Annotated in this window: 14 protein-coding genes; 9 read left to right on the top strand and 5 right to left on the bottom strand. The window is 60.0% G+C overall.

The genetic code is table 11. The features are described 5' to 3' along the window. Positions 1 to 306 precede the first annotated feature (306 nt). On the top strand, positions 307 to 468 hold the full coding sequence (locus WGT02_RS22065) for a hypothetical protein (RefSeq protein WP_157997387.1): 162 nt from the start codon (positions 307 to 309) through the stop codon (positions 466 to 468). A 33-nt stretch (positions 469 to 501) separates the two neighbouring features. Here the strand turns inward: WGT02_RS22065 and WGT02_RS22060 are convergent, their stop codons facing one another. Further along, the gene (locus tag WGT02_RS22060) at positions 502 to 4131 is read right to left on the bottom strand and encodes a hydantoinase B/oxoprolinase family protein (protein WP_208246842.1); all 3630 of its coding nucleotides are present in this window, start codon (positions 4129 to 4131) and stop codon (positions 502 to 504) included. 249 nt (positions 4132 to 4380) lie between these two features. Here WGT02_RS22060 and WGT02_RS22055 point away from each other — a divergent pair, with 249 nt between their 5' ends. The 5 genes from WGT02_RS22055 (at position 4381) to WGT02_RS22035 (ending at position 7430) form a co-directional block, all read left to right on the top strand. Beyond that, a complete protein-coding gene (locus tag WGT02_RS22055; RefSeq protein ID WP_225040022.1) occupies positions 4381 to 4743 on the top strand; it encodes a hypothetical protein in 363 nt (120 codons plus the stop codon). A gap of 158 nt (positions 4744 to 4901) precedes the next feature. Then, a complete protein-coding gene (locus WGT02_RS22050) occupies positions 4902 to 5414 on the top strand; it encodes a copper chaperone PCu(A)C (RefSeq protein WP_024316885.1) in 513 nt (170 codons plus the stop codon). A 47-nt stretch (positions 5415 to 5461) separates the two neighbouring features. Next, on the top strand, positions 5462 to 5830 hold the full coding sequence (copC, locus tag WGT02_RS22045) for a copper homeostasis periplasmic binding protein CopC (protein WP_024316886.1): 369 nt from the start codon (positions 5462 to 5464) through the stop codon (positions 5828 to 5830). Next, the gene (gene copD, locus WGT02_RS22040; RefSeq protein WP_208246840.1) at positions 5827 to 6705 is read left to right on the top strand and encodes a copper homeostasis membrane protein CopD; all 879 of its coding nucleotides are present in this window, start codon (positions 5827 to 5829) and stop codon (positions 6703 to 6705) included. Before copC ends, copD begins: the two co-directional genes overlap by 4 nt. 122 nt (positions 6706 to 6827) lie before the next feature. Continuing rightward, positions 6828 to 7430 (top strand): HupE/UreJ family protein, encoded by a 603-nt coding sequence (locus WGT02_RS22035; protein ID WP_024316888.1) that lies wholly within the window; start codon positions 6828 to 6830, stop codon positions 7428 to 7430. Positions 7431 to 7489: 59 nt separating this feature from the next. On the opposite strand, the gene WGT02_RS22030 is transcribed toward WGT02_RS22035, so the two are convergent. Together WGT02_RS22030 and WGT02_RS22025 are read right to left on the bottom strand one after the other, a co-directional pair. Further along, positions 7490 to 8275: an SDR family NAD(P)-dependent oxidoreductase gene (locus tag WGT02_RS22030; RefSeq protein ID WP_024316889.1), complete on the bottom strand. Its 786-nt coding sequence runs from the start codon at positions 8273 to 8275 to the stop codon at positions 7490 to 7492. Between the two features lie 25 nt (positions 8276 to 8300). Further along, entirely contained in the window at positions 8301 to 8978 is a 678-nt protein-coding gene (locus WGT02_RS22025; RefSeq protein WP_208246839.1) for a FadR/GntR family transcriptional regulator, read from the bottom strand. A 126-nt stretch (positions 8979 to 9104) separates the two neighbouring features. Here WGT02_RS22025 and uxuA point away from each other — a divergent pair, with 126 nt between their 5' ends. Then, entirely contained in the window at positions 9105 to 10292 is a 1188-nt protein-coding gene (gene uxuA, locus WGT02_RS22020) for a mannonate dehydratase (protein ID WP_208246837.1), read from the top strand. Positions 10293 to 10354: 62 nt separating this feature from the next. On the opposite strand, the gene WGT02_RS22015 is transcribed toward uxuA, so the two are convergent. Together WGT02_RS22015 and msrA are read right to left on the bottom strand one after the other, a co-directional pair. Beyond that, on the bottom strand, positions 10355 to 10759 hold the full coding sequence (locus WGT02_RS22015) for a response regulator (protein WP_024316891.1): 405 nt from the start codon (positions 10757 to 10759) through the stop codon (positions 10355 to 10357). A 198-nt stretch (positions 10760 to 10957) separates the two neighbouring features. After that, positions 10958 to 11659, bottom strand: a complete 702-nt coding sequence (gene msrA, locus WGT02_RS22010) for a peptide-methionine (S)-S-oxide reductase MsrA (RefSeq protein WP_024316892.1) — start codon at positions 11657 to 11659, stop codon at positions 10958 to 10960. Positions 11660 to 11859: 200 nt separating this feature from the next. Between msrA and WGT02_RS22005 the strand changes: the two genes are divergently transcribed. Together WGT02_RS22005 and pbpC are read left to right on the top strand one after the other, a co-directional pair. Continuing rightward, positions 11860 to 17334 (top strand): alpha-2-macroglobulin family protein, encoded by a 5475-nt coding sequence (locus WGT02_RS22005; RefSeq protein ID WP_208246835.1) that lies wholly within the window; start codon positions 11860 to 11862, stop codon positions 17332 to 17334. Beyond that, positions 17331 to 19412: a penicillin-binding protein 1C gene (gene pbpC, locus WGT02_RS22000; protein ID WP_208246833.1), complete on the top strand. Its 2082-nt coding sequence runs from the start codon at positions 17331 to 17333 to the stop codon at positions 19410 to 19412. Before WGT02_RS22005 ends, pbpC begins: the two co-directional genes overlap by 4 nt. Positions 19413 to 19630 lie beyond the last annotated feature (218 nt).

Below are 19630 nucleotides of genomic sequence, written 5' to 3'. Positions count from 1 at the left end.
ACACCGGTCGAAAGGGTGAAAAACATGCCTTGCTTTGCCTGTCGGTTCTGACCGTCGTTAGCAGCGCGCAGGCAATCGACCTAGCTCGTTTCCTGGCCCGAACAATTCCGGCGTGCCGAAGGGCACTGAGCTTACGCCCTACACGGGTCCATGCGGAATTACCGAACCGAACACGGTGATCGACGCCAAACGGGTGACTTGCGACTTGCACATCAAGGCGCCCGGTGTTCGCATGACGCGGAGCACGACAACCGGATCGATGTCGACACCCCGGCGCCTCCGTTACGATCGAGGACAGTATGGTCGATGCGGGAGACAAGCATCCATTTCTCACCCGATTGCCTTATCGAGGACTCGTGGTTGCATGGCCAACATGAGCTCAAGCAGCGCACTATGGCCGGTATCGACGACGTCAATCGTCACCCCGTCATCCACACCTGGACCCACAAGCTCGCCGAGGCCGCCTGATATGCTTCGAACCACGAAAACGCGCTACTAGGATCAGTTTCCAACCCCGCCGGCGGTCGGCGTGATGACCGTGACGGCCTCCCCCGCCTCGAGCACTGTCTGATCACTCGCCCTTAGTATTTCGATCCGACCATCCAACCGGCGGACACTTGTCACCCCAACCCTACCGTCGCCGCCTCCATTGAGGCCCCGAGGCGGACGGTTGCGGTGGGACGACAGGATGGCGCATTCCATCCGTTCCAGAAATCGAATGGTACGCTCAGTCCCGTCGCCGGCGGTCCACTTGCCTTTTCCACCGGAGCCCTCCCTGATGTGAAAGTCCTCCAATAGAACTGGGAATCGCAGTTCCAGCACCTCCGGATCGGTCAGGCGGGAATTCGTCATGTGTGTGTGGACGCCAGCCGTTCCAGCAAAGCCGCGGCCGTCGTTCATCTGGCCCGCCGGCGAGCCCGAGCAGATCGTTTCGTAGTATTGGTATTTCGCGTTGCCGAACGTCAGATTGTTCATCGTCCCCTGCGCATTGGCCATCGACCCCATTGCGCCGAAGAGCGCATTGGTCACGTGCTGGGATGTCTCCACATTCCCTGCTACGACCGCAGCCGGATAGGCCGGCTTTAGCATGCAGCCGTCCGGAATGATGATGTTGATCGGTCTCAGGCAGCCAGCATTCATTGGAATGTTGGCCTCGACCATCACTCGGAATGCGTAGAGAACTGCAGCGCGAGTGACCGGCTCCGGCGCATTGAAGTTGTTCATCTTCACTTGCGAGGTTCCGCTGAAATCCACAGTGGCCTGGCGCTTCTTGCGGTCGACCATGATCTTGACCTTGATCACCTGGCCCGTGTCGGTCGGGTAATCGTATTGAGCGGTATCCGGCAAGCGGTCGATGACACGACGCACGCTTTCGGCCGCGTTGTCCTGCACATGACCCATATAGGCTTCGACCACCGAAAGACCGAAATGAGCAACCATTCTGCGCAACTCCGCCACGCCCTTCTCGTTGGAGGCAATCTGCGCCTTTAGATCCGCGATGTTCTGGTGCGGATTGCGCGCCGGATAAGGATGATTTGTGAGGAGCTCGTACAGTTCGGCCTCGCGAAAGCGACCGCGTTCGACCAGATGGAAGTTGTCGAAAAGCACCCCTTCCTCATCGACGGTCGTCGCAAGCGGGGTCATCGAGCCCGGCGCCGTGCCTCCGACGTCGGCGTGATGTCCGCGGGAGGCAACATAGAACAGGATGTCGCATCCGGTGTCGTCGAAGACAGGCGTGACGACCGTTATGTCCGGCAGATGCGTGCCGCCGTTGTAAGGGGCGTTCAGAGCAAACACGTCGCCTGGGCGAATATTACCCGCGTTCAACCTGATGATCGTCTCCACCGATCGGTCCATCGAGCCCAGATGCACCGGCATATGTGGTGCATTGGCGACCAGCGCACCGGTCCGATCGAAAACGGCACAGGAGAAATCCAACCGTTCCTTGATGTTCACGGATGAGGCGGTGTTTTGCAGCGTGAGGCCCATCTGTTCTGCAATCGACATGAACAGATTGTTGAATATCTCCAGCATCACCGGATCGGCCAGCGTCCCTACTGCTGCTGCCGTTTTCTTCTTTTCAACGCGACGGAGCAAGACGTGGTTCTTCTGGGTGATCTCTGCCTGCCATCCGGGTTCGACGACGATCGTCTGATTGGCTTCGATAATGAGCGCTGGACCGAGGGCCTGACCACCGGGCAGGAGATCATCACGCTTGAAGACGCTGGTGTCGCGCCAGACGCCATCGAAAAAGACGCGACGATTTTCAGCGGTGCGAGAAACCCCGGCTACGGTCTCCTGGTTGCCCTCTTGGTGCCTTTCAGCGGAGCGATCGGTCCCCTCGACGCCAACGGATTCGACGACAATCATCTTTTCGTCGTAGACGAAGCCGAACTGCGCCTTATGCGCCCGCTCGAAATCGGCCCGCGCCGCCAGTATCGAGCCGTGGTAGAAATTGACCGGCAGCGTGGTGTCTGTACCCTCGTAACGGAGATCCAGGATGGGTCTAAAGTCGATTTTGTTGGCTGCTATGCCTTGTGCCTTCAGCTTCTCGCCGACGTCGGCGGTCAAGGAAGCGATCAGGCGGCTAAGCTCCAAGAGCGACTCTTCCGACAGCGGTTTGATAAACGCTTGCTGACGGGATGCGAAGAGCGAAGACAAGCCCATGCCGTAAGCCGACAGCAGCCCGGAAAAGGGATGGACGAGCACCATTGACATGCCGAGGGCATCGGCAACAAGGCAGGCATGTTGCCCTCCGGCACCACCGAAACAGTTCAGCAGGTAGCCCGTCACGTCATAGCCACGCTGTACCGAGATTTTCTTGATCGCGTTGGCCATATTCTCGACCGCGATCTTTATGAAACCTTCTGCGACACTCTCCGGGCTGTATCCGGTGGCTGCCTGGGCCGACAGGACCTCGAATTTGGCGCGTACGGCATCGGCGTCGAGGGGCTCGTTCTGGCCTGGCCCAAAGATTGCGGGAAACAGATCCGGTTGCAGCTTGCCGAGCATGACGTTGGCGTCTGTCACCGCCAATTCCCCGCCACGACGATAGCAGGTCGGTCCCGGATTGGCCCCCGCCGAATCAGGCCCGACGCGGAAGCGGCCGGCTTCAAAATGAAGGATGGAGCCGCCGCCGGCGGCGACCGTATGAATGCGCATCATCGGCGCCCTCACTCGAACCCCTGCAACTTCGGTATCGAAGGCGCGTTCGTATTCGCCGTCATAGTGGGCAACATCGGTTGAGGTGCCTCCCATGTCAAAGCCGATGACCTTGTGGAAACCGGCGAGTTTTGCAGTTTCCACCATACCGACCACACCGCCTGCCGGCCCCGAAAGCAGTGCATCCTTGCCCTGGAACAAACGTGCGGCGGTTAGACCACCTGATGACATCATGAAATTGAGGCGCGGCGACGCCTTTCCGGCGCTCTCCACCCCGAGCTCGCCGGCCACCTGCTGAACGTAGCGAGATAAAATCGGCGAGAGATAGGCGTCCACGACGGTCGTATCGCCCCGGCCGACCAGCTTAAGCAGCGGAGATACGTCGTGGCTCACCGAAATCTGCTTGAATCCCGCCGCCCGGCAGAGGTCTGCGACCGCTTTTTCGTGCTGCGGATACTTGTAGGAGTGCATGAACACGATCGCGACTGCATCAATCCCGTCGGCTCTTGCTCTGGTGATCGCCTGCTCCACACCGGAGGTCTCGAGCGGCACCTCGATCGAGCCATCCACGCGAACACGTTCATGGACCTCCGCCACCCGCTCGTACAACTGTTCCGGCAGAATGATCTCCTTGGCAAAAATGTCAGGGCGGGCCTGGTAGGCGATGCGAAGCGCGTCACGAAACCCCTTGGTGATCAACAAAAGAACCCTGTCGCCCTTGCGCTCCAGAAGCGCGTTTGTGGCAACGGTCGTCCCCATGCGAATCTCGCCAATGCGATCGGAAGGTATCGGGTCGGCCGGCCCGAGACCGAGCAGACCGCGAATTCCGTGGATCGCCGCATCGCGATAAGATTCCGGGTTTTCGGAGAGAAGCTTTCGCGGATGCAAACCGCCATCTGGCGCACGGCCAATGATATCCGTGAACGTGCCTCCGCGATCGATCCAGAAATTCCAAGCCCCATCAGTCATGTCCCGTGCTCCGTGCTGGACGCCAGAATATCGCAGTCGGTGCCGCGACCGCTCAACCAGACAATGTACAAATTGCCCTCCTCATTCAATGTGCAGCACTCACGCGTCGCAACAGCGTCAGCGATCGCGCCGCGAGCCCCTTTCAAATTGCCGCATTGAGATTTATTGAAGTCTCGCATACTGACGTCCTGTCAGGGAGAATGACGGTTGAGAGCGAGGCAAGCGAAAATCACGCAATGGATGGCACGCATGATCTGCGCCATCGCGCTGCTGCTTGTCGGCTTCGCTCATCAAGCGCCATCCTTTGCCAAGGACGCCCTCGTCCCCGCCGAATTTGCCGAATACGTTCTGCCGGACGGCACGCTTCCCGTGATCTGCGTAGCTGGCAAAGCCGGTGGGATGCACAAGCATGAGAAGGCGCAAATGCATGGCTGCGAGGCCTGCCGGATCGGTGCCTCGGTCTTGCTGCCGGTTCCTCAGAACTCTGGCACGAAGCTTATTTGGACCTCAACCTTTGCCAGGCAGGTCTACGACACCGATATATCTCTGCGGCGAACACTCCCGCCAAATACCGGCCCGCGGGCACCTCCCCGCAATTGGGCATGTGCTTGACAGCGAATCCCGCAATGCTTGCAGTTAAGGTGGCCCCTCTGGGATCCGTTTAACCCGAAGCAGAGCGTTTCCACATCGCATTTTCATTTCGCAAGGAAGCTCCCGTCGACGCCGCGGTTTTTCGTGCCGTTTAAGAGCCTATCCTGTTGGAGACCATTATGAAGCAGCTTTTGAGACTCGTCACAGCCCTGTTGTTTGCTGGCTTGTTCGCCGCAATCGCCGATGCCCATGACTTCAAGGCCGGAGACATCGCAATTGGCCACCCGCATGCACGCGCCATGGTGCCGGGCGCCAAGGTCGGCGGCGGATACCTCAAACTCACCAACACCGGTTCGACCGACGACAAGCTTATCAGCATCACTTCTAAGCGGGCAGAAAAAACGGAAGTCCATCAGATGAGCGTCAGCAACGGCGTGATGACAATGCGCCCCGTCGCCGGGGGGCTCGTCATTCCAGCCGGCCAAACCGTCGAGCTGAAGCCAGGCGGCTTCCACATCATGTTCATGGAAGTGGCAGAGCCCTTCAAGGAGGGCGAGATGATCAAGGCGACCCTGACATTCGAAAAGGCGGGCTCCGTCGACGTCGAATTTGAAGTTGGCAACGCTGGCGGAGCCAGTGCCAAAGACCACCACTCCGACATGGACGGCATGGATATGCCCAAACCGCAATAGGCTCCTACCCCTTACGAAACCGTCGTCTCAATTTAGAAAGTAAGAACATGCCGACACTTTCCCGCCTTGTCGCATTGTCCACCGTTGCGATCCTCGGCGTTGCCGGGCAGGCCCTTGCGCATGCACAGCTGACGAAAAACGTGCCTGCCGACAAGGCAACGGTCGCGACCTCCCCTGCCGAACTCGACCTGCACTTCTCTGAAGAACTCGACATCAAGTTCTCCGGCGTGAAAGTCACCGGCCCGGACAAGGCGATGGTGAAAACCGGCGACGCGATGCTGATGGATGAAGGCAAAACCTTGATGGTCCCTCTTCCCGAAATGCTTGGCCCCGGCGCCTACGCCGTGGAATGGCACGTCCTTTCAACGGACGGCCACAAGACCAATGGCACTTACGGGTTTACGGTCAAGCCGTGACACCAGATGCTGCACTCATCCTGTGCCGCTTCCTGTTTGATGCCGCCGCCGTGTTTTTATGGGGCGCATCGGCCTATCTCTGCTGGGTCGTGCCTGCTGACCTGGCCGCACAGGTGAGCCGACGGCTCCGCAACTGGTACATCCTCGCACTCCTTCTCGTCATCGGCACGACCGCATCGCTGCTCCCGTTGCGCGCGGCAACGATCGGGGAAGGCTGGAGCGATGCGCTTGGGCCCGAGATGATACGAACCATTCTTTCAGGAACAAACGTCGGGCGAGCCTGGATTGCCCAGGCCGGTGCCACCGTTCTCCTGGCAATTTCGTGCCTTGCGCCAGTCCCGTTCAGACACCGCGCCCAGGCGATCATCGCCGGATTGCTGTTGATCAGTCTGACGATCAGTGGTCATGCCGCGATGAACAGTGGTTGGCTGCGGGCACCGCAGCGCCTTAACGACGGCCTTCACCTCCTGTCCGGTGGCGCCTGGCTCGGGGCCCTGGTGCCTGTCATCGTCATCCTGCCGATGCTTCGCGACGCACGGTGGCAGAATGACGCGCGGGCAGCGCTGATGCGGTTTTCGACCGCGGGCCATGTTGCGGTCGCAGTCGTGATCGCGACCGGCATCATCAATACGTTCCTGATCATCGGATCGCCTCCGCTGAATTGGCGGCTCGACTATCAGTTCCTGCTCAGCATCAAGATCCTGATCGTGTTTGTCTTGGTCGCGCTTGCGATCACCAATCGCTACATTCTTGTCCCGCGGCTCGCAAGCAGCCCATCGCTGCAGTTGCTGAAATGGGCGACTGCCGCAGAAATGGTCTTGGGCTTGGCGGTGCTAGGCCTGGTTTCGGTGTTTGGCACCATGCCGCCAACCTGAGGGGCCCGACGCTTCCAAATCGCTCTACGTCAAATGACGGTGTCGCTCGATTTTTTGCTTTATCCTTCTGATCCGGCATGCCATTTTTTTGCCGTCAACATTGCACACAAACGGGGGCATCCATGTTTTCAAAGAGCATCAAACTTAACGTCCTGCTCGCGGCTGCCGCCCTTGCTCCGTCGCTCGCCTTCGCCCACACAGGCGTCGGACAAACGGTTGGCTTCCTCCACGGCTTCAGCCATCCGGTTTCGGGTCTCGATCACGTGCTCGCCATGGTTCTGGTCGGCCTTATCGCCTGGCAGATTGGCGGCCGTGCGCTTTGGCTGGTTCCTTTGACCTTCGTCTCGGTGATGGCTATCGGCAGCGCCCTCGGTATGATGAGGATCGCCTTGCCCTTTGTCGAAGCCGGAATTGCTCTTTCCGTGATCGTCCTGGGCGCTGTCGTTGCGCTGGGCATCCAGGCTCCGGTCGCCATCGCGGCAGGGGTCGTCGGCCTGTTTGCGATCTTTCATGGACACGCGCACGGCTCAGAGATGCCGGCCGCTGCGGGCGGTGTCGCTTATGCGGCGGGTTTCATGCTTGCGACCGCAGCACTGCACCTTGCCGGCATTGGCCTTGGCTATCTGATCGGCAAAGTCAGCGAGCAGCGGGGCGCAGTTGTCGCACGTTCGGCCGGCGGCATTGCCGCGCTGGCCGGCATAGCCCTGCTCACCGGCCTCGTCTGACGTTTGGTGGGGTGCGGCTAGGGACCGGGGCCAAGGCAAGGGGATTTTGAAAATGGGCTTCAACGCACGCCTATACCGGCCGTCAACCCGCCATCGATCCGGTGGTCCGATCCGGTAATGAAGGAAGCCTTGTCCGAGGCGAGGAAGGCAGCAAGCGCAGCCACCTCTTCGGGCTCGCCAATGCGGCCAAGCGGATGCGCTTTTCCGAAACGCCGAAAGACGGCATCGACATCGGCATCGGCTCCTTCGAACGTGCGCGCGGCCAGCTCCAGGATCGGCGTGCGCACCGAACCCGGGCTGATCGATACGACGCGTATCTTGTCTGCGGCGAAGTCGATCGCCATGGCGCGCGTCAACGCATGGATCGCGCCCTTCGAGGCGACGTAGGCTGAGACGCCGGGCTGGCAGGCAAAGCCTTGCACGCTCGAGATGTTGATGATGGCGCCGCCGCCGCGCTTGCGCATTTCCGGCACGCCATGCTCCGCCGTCAGATGGATCGAGCCGACGTTTACCGCCATGCAGCGCATGAAGGTCTCGAAGGGCGTGTCCGTGGCATTGCCATAGGGATGCACTGCGGCCGAGTTGACGATGATATCGAGGCCTCCATACACAGCAATGGTCTGGACAAAGGCATCACGCACGCTGTCGGGAATGGAGACATCCGTATGGATGACGCGCAGGGCCAGTCCGTCTGCAGCAGCGATCTCGGAAAGTTCAGCATTGGCCTTTTCATCGATGCCGAGGGCGGCAACGGCGGCGCCCTCTCGCGCCAAATGCAATGCGATCGCGCGTCCGATCCCGGTCGTGCCCGTGACAACTGCGGTCTTGCCGGCAAATTCTCCCATCAGTCTTCTCCACCTCTTGCCGCATTCATTCAGAAATGAATTCGAGACCGGCGCTCAGATGCCGATCCATGTGATAGATGAAAGCAATCCGGTTGCGATCGCGCAGCGCTTGAAGAATGTCGCTGTGCTCGCTCACAACCATCTGCAGCGTCAATCGTTGCGATTTACCCGCGAGCATCAAGCGCTGAATGACCGGCTTCAGCATGCCATAGGTTTCCGACAATGTGCGATTGCCCGCGCCATCCACCAGCATGCGGTGAAACTGGAAATCGAGTTCGGAGGCACGCTCGGCGTTTTGCGCTGTCAGAATGGACACATTGACCGCCGCCATGTCGGCAACAGCCTGTTCCGTAATGCGCTCAGCGAGCACATCGAACAGGTTCATTTCCGTCAGCCGCCGATACCCCTGTATGTCGCGGAAAGCATCGACGGAAATCTCCATGGCAAAAGAAAAGAGATCGCGCATCGCGTCTTGATGCTGGTCTGTCAGGACGGCGCCGACCTTTTGCCTGGATTCAGCCACACCATACGCCTTCAACGTGCGGAAGGCCTCACGCACCGTATTCCGACTGGACTCGAACATCGTGGCCAGTTCGACCTCGCTCGGCAGGACGTCACCGACGCCAAGTCCGCGCTCGCGGATCAGAAGGCGGATTTGCCGTACGACGTCATCGACGGCCGAAGCGCGATTGCCTGACTCCACGCCAATGACCTCCGTTTTCCATACGACCAGCCTAATATGTTGGGCTTATTTTCACAATGATCAATTTCTTCTTGCATCAAGTGATGAGATTGCGATTAATTGTCCAACATTTCGAGGAGATGTCTTATGTTGGAAAGTTGGCGCTGGTTCGGGCCTCAGGACCCGGTTACATTGTCCCATGCCCGTCAGGCGGGCGCAAAAGGTATCGTGACAGCCCTCCACCATATCTATGACGGCCGCGTCTGGAGTCCGGAGGACGTCGCCGAACGAATGGCACTCGTCAGAGATGCCGGCATGGTCTGGTCGGTCTGCGAGTCCATTCCCGTCAATTCGGCAATCAAACTGCGAAACGAAAACTGGCACCGTTATGTCGACGCGTGGAAGCAGAGTCTCGCCAATCTCGGCAAAGGTGGCGTGCCTGTGGTCTGCTACAACTTCATGCCGGTCGTGGACTGGACGCGCACAAACCTCCTTTACCCAACCCCCGTCGGCGGTCTGGCGCTGCGCTTCGACATGATCGACTTCATCGCCTATGACGTCTTTGTCTTGAAGCGGGCGGCGGCCGAAGACAGCTACGACGCTGAACTCGTCGAGGCAGCGCGAAAGCGATTGGCGGGCATGAGCGAGGAGGATGTGCAAACCCTCGAAAAAAACATTATCGCCGGCCTGCCCGGCGGTGAGGACAGCCACACGCGCGAAGCCATCCGCACGCACATTGCAGCGTTCGACGATCTCTCAGACGACGACATGCGCAGCAATCTGGTCGACTTTCTCAAGGAGGTCGTGCCGGTGGCCGTCGAAAACAATGTTCGTCTTGCAATTCACCCCGACGACCCTCCGTTCTCGTTGTTCGGGTTGCCGCGCGTGGTATCGAAGGCGGACGATATAGAGACCATTTTCGCGGCGGTCGATCACACCGCCAATGGCATAACCCTTTGCGCCGGTTCCTACGGCTCGCGTCACGGCAACGACGTCGTCGAGCTGGCGAGCCGCTTTGCCGAGCGCATCCACTTCGCGCACCTGCGAAATGTCAGCAAGGAACCAGATGGCTCCTTCATCGAAGCCGAGCACCTTGGCGGAGACGTCAACATGGTCTCGCTGATTTCGCTCCTGCGCCGAGAAGAACGTCGCCGCGCCGCAGTCGGCAGGACCGACAGCATTATTCCAATGCGTCCCGACCATGGCCACCTCCTGATCGACGACCAGACGAAGACGGTCAATCCAGGCTATTCCTGCATCGGCCGGCTGAAGGGACTGGCGGAGCTCAGAGGCGTGATCGCAGCGGTAGATCAGCTGGATGTTCGAGCAGCATGATGACCACGTCGTGATGTTGACGGTTGGCGCATACCGGTCATCCGGGAATTCACATCACAGCGTCATCCACTCCGGCGCACATCGAGCGCATGGCGCAAAGAGGTCTGCACAATCGATGGCGTGGCCGGCTTGCTGAGGATGTCCAGCGCTCCCTCAACGCGCCCCACGACAGCTTCAGGGTTGCCGGTCATGAAAACCACAGTTACGCCAAATTCCTCGACGAGCCGTTGTCCAATCTCTGGCCCCGTTGCACCATCGGCCAAGTTGACATCCACAAATGCAATGTCAGCCAGCGGCGCCAGCGTCAGCGCCTGCTCCTTGTCGCGGGCGACACCGGCCACGTTCAGCCCCATGTCCTTGATGGTCGATTCAAGGTCAAGGGCAATCAGGAATTCATCCTCAACGATCAAGACGCTTTGACGCGCAACACCGTATGTCGGCCGCTTGGTTTCGACATCGCTGGCCATGAAATGTCCCTTGCTTTACTCATTTTACAACACTGGTGACGCTCAACTGCGTGTTGGTTGGCGCCGGGGTAACGAACGTCAGGACGATATGTTCCGGGTTGGGGCGCAATAACTTGCAGGCAAAATATTGTTAACATTGACAAATCGTTAACAACGCAACCGCAGTGCACGGAACATGCCAGGTTTTTTTCGGGGATATCAACCCTTTGCCTTGAGAACGAGGACAGGTCGGCTGCGAAAGTTGCGCGGAAACACCGACCTCAGGTTTTCGATTTTCGGCAAGTCGTTGATGACGATGTACGGATTTGTCGGATTGAGAGCGAGATAATCCTGATGGTAGCGCTCGGCTGGATAGAAGCCCTCCAGATTGTCGACCTCGGTTACGATCGGGTCCGGAAAGATGGCGGCCCGGCCGAGCTGTGCAATGTAGTTCTCCGCGATCCGACGCTGCTGCGGGCTCGCCACAAACAATGCCGATCGGTACTGTGTGCCGGTATCGGGACCCTGGTGATTTAGCTCTGTCGGATTGTGGGCGACCGAAAAGAAAATCTGCAGAAGCGTTCCGTAGCTGACCTCGGAGGGATCGAAGATCACCTTTACCGACTCGGCGTGACCTGTCGTTCCAGTGCTGACCGTCTGGTAGATCGCCGTATTGCTTGTTCCCCCGGCGTAGCCAGAGACAGCCGATTTCACGCCCTTCACATGCTGGAAGACACCTTGAATGCCCCAGAAGCATCCGCCTGCGAACACCGCGGTTTCGGCGTTTGCCTCGATGGGCTCGTCGATTGCCGGCGGCGGGAGGACAACAGCTCTCTCGGCGGCAAAGACGGGCGATCCCAACAAGGTCACGACAGCCAGAATGAACCGAAAGTCAAACCTTCGGAGAAGAAAAGCGGACATAGCGAAGTCTCCCAATTCCATGACGCAACGATGGTGCATGGCGCTGCGCCAAGCAAATCAAAACCCAGCACCTCACGCCGATGTGAGAGCGCTGCGGCAGCACCTGGCTCATTGCGAAACAGCGCATTTGATCGAGTTGACAACCGGACGTGGAGTGCGGAGAGTGCAGCCGGATCAGCGCCAGCATCTCGGGGGGAACTATGTCTGTACGCGCGTTTTTCGCTATCGTCGCCGTTGCTGTCTCGTCAATCATCGCAAGCCTTCCCGCCGTGGCGGCGGATACGAAGCGCCAGATCCAGACGATCCAGGACGCCGATTATTTCGGCTTCGATCTGCGCACCGAACAGAACGTCACGCTGGATCAGTGCAAAACGTCCTGCATCGGCGACAAATCCTGCAAGGCGTTCACCTACAATCCGAAGGTGAAGTGGTGCTTCCTGAAGTCCGATTTCAAGACGATGAATGCCTTCCCGGGCGCCATTGCCGGCAAGATCGTCGAGACATCCATGCAGCAGGAGCCGGACATCGGCGCAGCCCCTCGCCTCACCTTCCTCTCCGGCGACGTGATCCAGCAGGCGCGCGACGACAAGGCCAATCTTGACGTGGCCGATGATCAGCAGGGCCAGAGCGCTGACAGTCTGATTGCCAATGCCCGCCTCGACCTGACGGCGGGCAATGTCATCGAGGCGATGAAGTCCTTCCGCAGTGCGCTTGCTCTTTCCCGGGAGAATGCGGATCTCTGGCTGGAAACGGCACGTGCCGGGGACAGCTTTGTCAAGACCGACGACAACAATGGCGGCGAGATCTACGGACAGGCTGTTCTTGCCGCTGTGAACGGCTACGAGTTGACCCGGACGACGTCGAGCCGTGCCGAGGCGCTCTCCGTGCTGGCCGCCGCACTCGAAAAGAACACCAATTATCGCGCCGCCCTCAACGCCTACAAGGCAAGCCTGGCGCTCGTGAACGCCAAGGACGTTCAGGCGGCGTTCTTGCAGCTCAAATCGACGCAAGGATTTCGCATTACCGAGCATACCGTCGACGCAGACAGTGCAACTCCGCGCACCTGCGCGACATTTTCGGAGTCCCTGGTCAAAACTGTGGACTATACGCCTTTCGTGACGCTGAACGGTGCCGCCCCCAAGGCACTCGAAACCAAAGACAAGCAGATCTGCGTCGAGGGGCTGACGCATGGCGAAAATTACAAGATCACCTTCCGTACGGGCTTGCCTTCTTCAGTCGATGAAGTCCTGGAGGCTCCGGTCAGCCTCGATGTCTATGTCAAGGATCGCACTGCCAGCGTGCGCTTCACCGGCGACAGCTTCGTGCTGCCGTCGACCGCGCGTCGCGGAATTCCGATCGTTTCGGTCAACATGGCCTCCGCCACTCTCAAGCTCTACCGTATCGGTGATCGTGGCATCGCGCCGCTGTTGACGAGCTCGCAATTCCTGACCCAGCTCGATGGTTACAGCGCACAGCGGATCGAAGACGAAAGCGGTGAACTCGTCTGGCAAGGCTCGATCGATATCGCGAGCGATCTCAACAAGGACGTCGTCACCAGTTTTCCGGTAGATGAGGCAGTGCCCGAGCGCAAGCCGGGCGTCTATGTGTTAACGGCAACCGCACCAAACGCCCCGGACCAGGACTGGAATGCGCAGGCGACGCAATGGTTTGTCGTCTCCGATATGGGGGTCACGACCTATGCGGGCACGGATGGTCTCAACGTGTTCACCCGCTCGCTTGCATCGGCAAAACCGATCGCCGGCGTCGAGCTGCAGCTTCTGGCGAAGAACAATGAGGTGCTGGGAACCGCGACGACCGACGAGAAGGGTCGCGCGACCTTTACCGCCGGTCTGATGCGTGCCACGGCAGCACTCACGCCCGCGGTCATCACCGCAAAGCAAGGCACCGCCGACTACGTCTTCCTCGACATGACCCGTGCTGGTTTCGATCTGTCCGATCGCGGCGTAACGGGACGCGCTTCCCCAGGTGCCATCGATGTTTTGACCTGGACCGAGCGCGGCATCTACCGCGCCGGTGAGACGGTGCATGCTGCGGCACTCGCGCGCGATACCGATGGGAAAGCCATCGAGAACCTGCCACTCACCTTCATCTTTCTGCGTCCCGATGGTGTCGAGGACCGCCGGATCGCCAGTCCGACCAGCAATATTGGCGGTTACTCCGTCGACCTGCCTGTTCAGGAAAGCGCCATGCGTGGCACCTGGACGATGAACATTCACACCGATCCGAAGGGCTCACCAATTGCGACGAAGACATTCCTTGTCGATGACTTCGTGCCGGATCGCACCGACATGGAGATCAAGACCGAAGCGAAGGTTATCGGTCCGGACACTCCGGCAACCATCAACATCAGCGGCAAGTATCTGTACGGCGCGCCAGCCGCAGGGCTTTCGCTCGAAGGCGATGTCGTCATCAAGCCGACACGGCAGGCGGACGCATTCCCTGGCTACTTCTTCGGCCTCGCCGATGAGGAAGCCAGTGAAGACACCCGCCAGACCATCGAAGGCCTCCCCGAACTCGATGAGAACGGCGAGGGTATTACGGAGTTGACTGTTGGCGATCTGCCGGCGACGACGCAGTTGCTCAATGCGATGGTCTACATCCGAATGCAGGAAGCAGGCGGTCGCGCGATCGAGCGATCGCTCGCCCTCCCCGTCAAAAACCAAGGCCCGATGATCGGCATCAAGCCGGAATTCTCGGGCGACCTTGGAGAGAATTCGATCGCCAACTTCACCGTCATCGGCGTTGGAGCCGACGGCGAGAAGCAGGCGATGAGCGGCCTGCGCTGGAAGCTCTACAAGCTCAACCGCGACTACCAATGGTATCGCGACGGTACTGCCTGGAAATACGAGCCGATCTTCACAGCGGAGCAGGTTGGCAACGGCAGCGTCAGCGCGGCCGAGGACGGGGCGAAAATTTCCTCGGCGGTCGCTTGGGGGCGCTACCGCCTTGAAGTCGAAAGCACTGAGACCGACGGCCCTGCGTCCAGCGTCGAGTTCGACGCCGGCTGGTTTGTCCAGGCAGCGTCGACGGAGACCCCTGATGGGCTTGAGATCGCCTTGGACAAGGACAGCTACAAGGTCGGCGAAACAGCCAAGCTAAAGGTCTCTTCGCGCTATGCCGGTGAGTTGATGATCGCGGCCGGCACGGAAAACCTCGTTGCCATCCAGAACGCTACGGTTGGTGAAAACGGCGGCGAAGTCGACATCCCGGTTACCGCTGATTGGGGCGCTGGCGCCTATGTGACTGCGACCTTGTTCCGCCCCGGCGATGCACAGGAGAGCCATATGCCAATGCGCGCCATTGGCGTCAAATGGCTGAAGGTCGACCCCGCCGACCGCGCATTGCAGGTCACGATCGACGCGCCGGAAAAGATGCTGCCGCGCGCACCGCTTCCGATTACGCTGGCCGTTGCAGGTGCAGGCGTCAACGAGGATGCTTATGTGACCGTTGCTGCCGTCGATGTCGGCATTCTCAATCTCACCCGATACGAGCCTCCGAACCCCGAAGATTGGTATTTCGGCCAGCGCCAGCTCGGTCTCGAGATCCGTGACCTTTACGGGCGGCTGATTGACGGTTCGCTCGGTGTTACCGGCAAGCTCAAGACAGGCGGTGATGGCGGTAGCGTGGCGCTTGAGGGAAGCCCCCCGACGCAAAAGCTCGTCGCCTTCTTCTCCGGTCCGGTAAAGCTCGATGCCAAGGGCAAGGCAACCGTCAGCTTCGACATCCCACAGTTCAACGGCACAGCCCGCGTGATGGCGGTTGCCTGGTCGAAGGCCGGCGTTGGCCATGGCACGAAGGATATCGTCATCCGCGATCCGGTCGTCGTGACGGCGAGCCTGCCGCGCTTCCTCGCGCCCGGTGATGCGTCCGAGCTTCGCCTCGATATTGCCAACACCGACGCCCCAGCAGGCGATTACAAGCTGACCGTTACCGGCAACGACGCGGTGGGTGTGAACCAGGCTTCGCAGGCCATCCGCCTTGAATCGGGTGCCAAATCGGCCCTGACACTTGCAGTAACGGCAAACCAGCCGGGCGACGGCAGTGTTTCGATCAATCTCTCGGACGCGGCAGGCCTGTCACTGGATCAAACGGTTGACGTGCCTGTCCGACCAGCTGTTTTGCCGATGACCGAACGCCGCGTGCTGGCGCTCAATCCAGGCGCTAAGCTGACAGTCGACGAGGCGCTATTGGCAGACAGTGTGCTGCCGGGTGCCGCCGTCAGCGTCAGCGTCACGCGCTCGGCCGCCTTTGACATTCCGGCCCTGTTGATGTCACTCGATCGCTACCCGTTCGGCTGCGCCGAGCAGACGACGAGCCGTGCCCTGCCGCTCATCTATCTGAGCGAGCTTGCCAGGCAAGCTGGCCTTGATGACGACGCCGATGTGAAGAAACGCGTTCAAGACGCAATCTACCGGGTGCTTTCATACCAGGCCTCGGCCGGAAGTTTCGGCCTTTGGGGACCTGACAGTGGCGATCTCTGGCTTGATTCTTATGTCACCGATTTCCTGACGCGCGCTCGCGAGCAGAAATACGACGTACCGGATCGCGCCTTCGCGCAAGCGCTCGAGAACCTGCAGAACGCCCTGAGCTACGACGTCAATGTCAAGGAGCAGGGCGATCAGATTGCCTATGCGCTTTACGTCCTCGCCCGCAATAAGAAGGCTGCGATCAGCGACCTTCGATATTATGCTGATACGATGATCAACGACTTTCCAACGCCGCTTGCCAAGGCCCATATCGCGGCAGCGTTAGCGCTCTATGGCGATGCAATCCGCTCGAAGAATATCTTCGTCGACGCCTTGCAGATGTCAGAGCAATCGATGGTCACAAGGGTCAATCTTTCGAGGACTGACTACGGCTCGATCCTGCGGGATGGCGCCGCGATCCTTGCCCTTTCAGCCGAAAGCCGTCCTGTCCCGCCGGTGGTTCCGGAACTGGCGAAGGCTGTCGCCAAGGAATGGAACCGCAACAAATATACCAGCACCCAGGAACAGGCATGGATGCTGCTTGCCGCTCGCGCCATTCAGGGCGGCGACGACTCGATCAAGATCGACGTCAACGGCGCGCTGCACAATGGCGCCTATATGGCAAAAATGACTGGAGACGCCTTGACGGGCAATGCGCTTACCCTCACCAACCAGACAAGCGATCCGGTCTCCGCTGTCGTGACGACGGTCGCCGCTCCCGCTGTGCCGCCGCCCGCAGGCGGCGACGGCTTTGCCATCGAGCGTACTTACTACACGATGGATGGCGAGCAGACGAACGTGACCGAGGCAAAGCAGAACGAGCGTTATGTCGTCGTTTTGCACATCACGGAAAGCAACAGCTGGCCGTCGCGCATCGTCGTGACGGATCTGCTGCCGGCCGGCTTCCAGATCGACAATCCAAGCCTTGTAGACAGCGCTCAACTGACGAACTTTGAGTGGATCGGCGAAGTCACGGCCGCCCATACGGAATTCCGCAATGACCGCTTCGTGGCGGCGTTCAACCGCTCGGCGGACGACAACCGTGAAATCAATGTCGCCTATGTCGTGCGCGCCGTCACACCCGGCACTTATGATCATCCGGCCGCCGTCGTTGAGGACATGTATCGGCCACAGCTTTCTGCCCGCACGGCGACCGGCAAGATGGAGGTCACCCCAGCACCGAAATGAGACTGACAAGGAAGCTCGCGATTGGAAGCGTTGCTGGCATCTTCCTTGCCGGCGCTGGGCTGGTCTTGCTCGACGCTGCCGACCAGGCCTATCCGCCGCCACTCGACAAGGCCTATACGGTATCTGCGGAAGTGCTCGATGCGGACGGTCAGTTGCTGCGGGCCTTCGCAACACCGGACGGTCTGTGGCGTCTCAAAACCACTGGCACCGATGTCGATCCACAATTCCTCAAGATGCTTGTCGCCTACGAGGATCGGCGGTTTTACACGCATGGCGGCATCGATCTGCAAGCGATCGCACGTGCCGCCGTCCAGCTCGTCACCAATGGCCGCATCGTCTCCGGCGCATCGACGCTGTCGATGCAGGTCGCGCGGCTGATTGAACCACGCCAAGGCCGCTCTTTGTCGGCGAAGCTCTTGCAGATGGCACGCGCGATCCAGATCGAGCGGCGGCTAACGAAGGATGAGATCCTAAATCTCTATCTGACGCACGCACCCTATGGCGGGAATCTCGAGGGCGCGCGGGCTGCAAGCCTTGCGTATTTCGGCAAAGAGCCGCGGCGGCTGACGGTCGCCGAGGCCGCCCTTCTCGTCGCGCTGCCGCAGCTACCGGAAAAGCGCCGCCCGGACCGCAATCTTGCGGCCGCGCAGACGGCTCGCAAACGGGTGCTGCAGCGTGTCGGCGTCGCCGAAGCTGTTGGCGAGGGTGAGGCGGCACGCGCTGAAGTCGTTCCGGTGCCGGCACGGCGCATGCAACTCCCGGCGCTCGCCGCCCATGTGGCCGAGGCGGCCCGCCGCAAGGATCCGAAAGCGCTGCAATACGGGACGACGCTGAAGAAGACGGTGCAGACCGGATTGGAAGCCGTTGCCCGCGCCGCCGCATTGAAACTCGGTCCGAAGCTGTCGATCGCCATGGTCATGGCGGATGCGCAGACGGGCGATATCGTCGGCGAGGTCGGTTCAGCCGATTACTTCGATGCCAGCCGCTCTGGCTGGATCGACATGACGCGCGCCAGCCGCTCGCCGGGCTCGACGCTAAAACCGTTCATTTACGGTTTGGCATTCGAGGAAGGTCTCGTCAGCCAGGAGACGATCATCGAGGATCGCCCCGCCGATTTCTTCGGCTACCGCCCACGAAATTTCGACATGAGCTATCAGGGCGATGTCACGGTGCGCGAGGCCCTGCAGTTGTCCCTGAACGTGCCGGCCGTAAAGCTGCTTGATGCCGTCAATCCGGCGAAGCTGCTGATCCGCTTTCGCCGCGCCGAGGTGCGGCCTCTTTTGCCCCCGAACGAAACACCGGGTCTTGCAATCGGTCTCGGTGGCCTCGGCATCACGCTGAAGGATTTGGTGCAGCTCTACACCGCGCTCGCCAATCGTGGCCGGCCTTCGCTCATCGGCGACGGCGTCAACGAGCGGCCGGGCAAGATCGATGGGGAGGGCCTGCTTGACCCGGTGGCCGTCTGGAATGTCGCCGACATCCTCTCCGGCGTCATTCCACCGCCCGGCGCTCCCAAACGAGGGATCGCTTACAAGACCGGTACGAGCTACGGCTACCGCGATGCGTGGTCGGTTGGTTATGATGGACGCTATGTTCTTGGCGTTTGGGTCGGTCGCCCTGACAACGGGGCTGCGCCGGGATTGACAGGGTACGGGACTGCGGCCCCTATCCTCTTTGAGGGTTTTGCAAAGTCGGGGATCGCAACCACGCCCCTTCCCCGCCCGCCATCGGGAGCATTGCGGATCGCACAGGCCGAACTGCCGATCAGTCAACGTCGCTTCGCCATCAACCAAAATGGCCTGTTAACAACATCGAGCCGTGAACCGGCACCGCAGATCGTCTATCCACCTGAGGGCGCGCATGTCGACCTTGGCGCAAGAACTGGCGACCTATCGCCGTTGATGCTGAAGTTGCAAGGCGGACGGGCGCCTTTCCGCTGGCTTGCCAACGGCAAACCATTGCCCGACGTCTCTCGGCGTCGCACCAATCAGTGGATTCCGGATGGTGGCGGTTACTCGAAGCTCACAGTGATTGACGCCATGGGCCGGGCCGCAAGCGTCGGTGTCTTCGTCGAATGATCATCTGAAGGGAAATCGACCAAGGCTGTCTCCAGATGCTTTTTTAGCGTCCAGGAATTTCCTGCCCTCAGCCACAATTGCAATTGGCCCCGGTGGGTTCTCCGATCGAAACCCAAGCCCCCGGAGATGGTTCATCCGCATGGAAGTTAAAGACGCCGATAGGAGGCACGACCAAGTCGAGGTGTTATTCCGAGCCGCTCAAAAAACGACCTGGGTTC

The organism is Rhizobium sp. T1470 (assembly GCF_042140505.1).
In the GTDB taxonomy this organism is placed as follows: Bacteria; Pseudomonadota; Alphaproteobacteria; order Rhizobiales; family Rhizobiaceae; genus Rhizobium; species Rhizobium favelukesii.
Note: the sequence above shows the minus strand (reverse complement) of the source record. Positions and strands in the feature narration are given on the sequence as shown.

Bases quoted from the DNA above. Each gene is read 5' to 3' on its own strand.
- uxuA (WP_208246837.1), top strand. From the start codon at position 9,105: ATGTTGGAAAGTTGGCGCTGGTTCGGGCCTCAGGACCCGGTTACATTG.
- WGT02_RS22065 (WP_157997387.1), top strand. From the start codon at position 307: ATGCGGGAGACAAGCATCCATTTCTCACCCGATTGCCTTATCGAGGAC.
- WGT02_RS22035 (WP_024316888.1), top strand. From the start codon at position 6,828: ATGTTTTCAAAGAGCATCAAACTTAACGTCCTGCTCGCGGCTGCCGCC.
- WGT02_RS22030 (WP_024316889.1), bottom strand. From the start codon at position 8,275: ATGGGAGAATTTGCCGGCAAGACCGCAGTTGTCACGGGCACGACCGGG.
- WGT02_RS22060 (WP_208246842.1), bottom strand. From the start codon at position 4,131: ATGACTGATGGGGCTTGGAATTTCTGGATCGATCGCGGAGGCACGTTC.
- WGT02_RS22055 (WP_225040022.1), top strand. From the start codon at position 4,381: ATGATCTGCGCCATCGCGCTGCTGCTTGTCGGCTTCGCTCATCAAGCG.
- WGT02_RS22015 (WP_024316891.1), bottom strand. From the start codon at position 10,759: ATGGCCAGCGATGTCGAAACCAAGCGGCCGACATACGGTGTTGCGCGT.
- WGT02_RS22050 (WP_024316885.1), top strand. From the start codon at position 4,902: ATGAAGCAGCTTTTGAGACTCGTCACAGCCCTGTTGTTTGCTGGCTTG.
- pbpC (WP_208246833.1), top strand. From the start codon at position 17,331: ATGAGACTGACAAGGAAGCTCGCGATTGGAAGCGTTGCTGGCATCTTC.
- msrA (WP_024316892.1), bottom strand. From the start codon at position 11,659: ATGTCCGCTTTTCTTCTCCGAAGGTTTGACTTTCGGTTCATTCTGGCT.
- WGT02_RS22005 (WP_208246835.1), top strand. From the start codon at position 11,860: ATGTCTGTACGCGCGTTTTTCGCTATCGTCGCCGTTGCTGTCTCGTCA.
- copC (WP_024316886.1), top strand. From the start codon at position 5,462: ATGCCGACACTTTCCCGCCTTGTCGCATTGTCCACCGTTGCGATCCTC.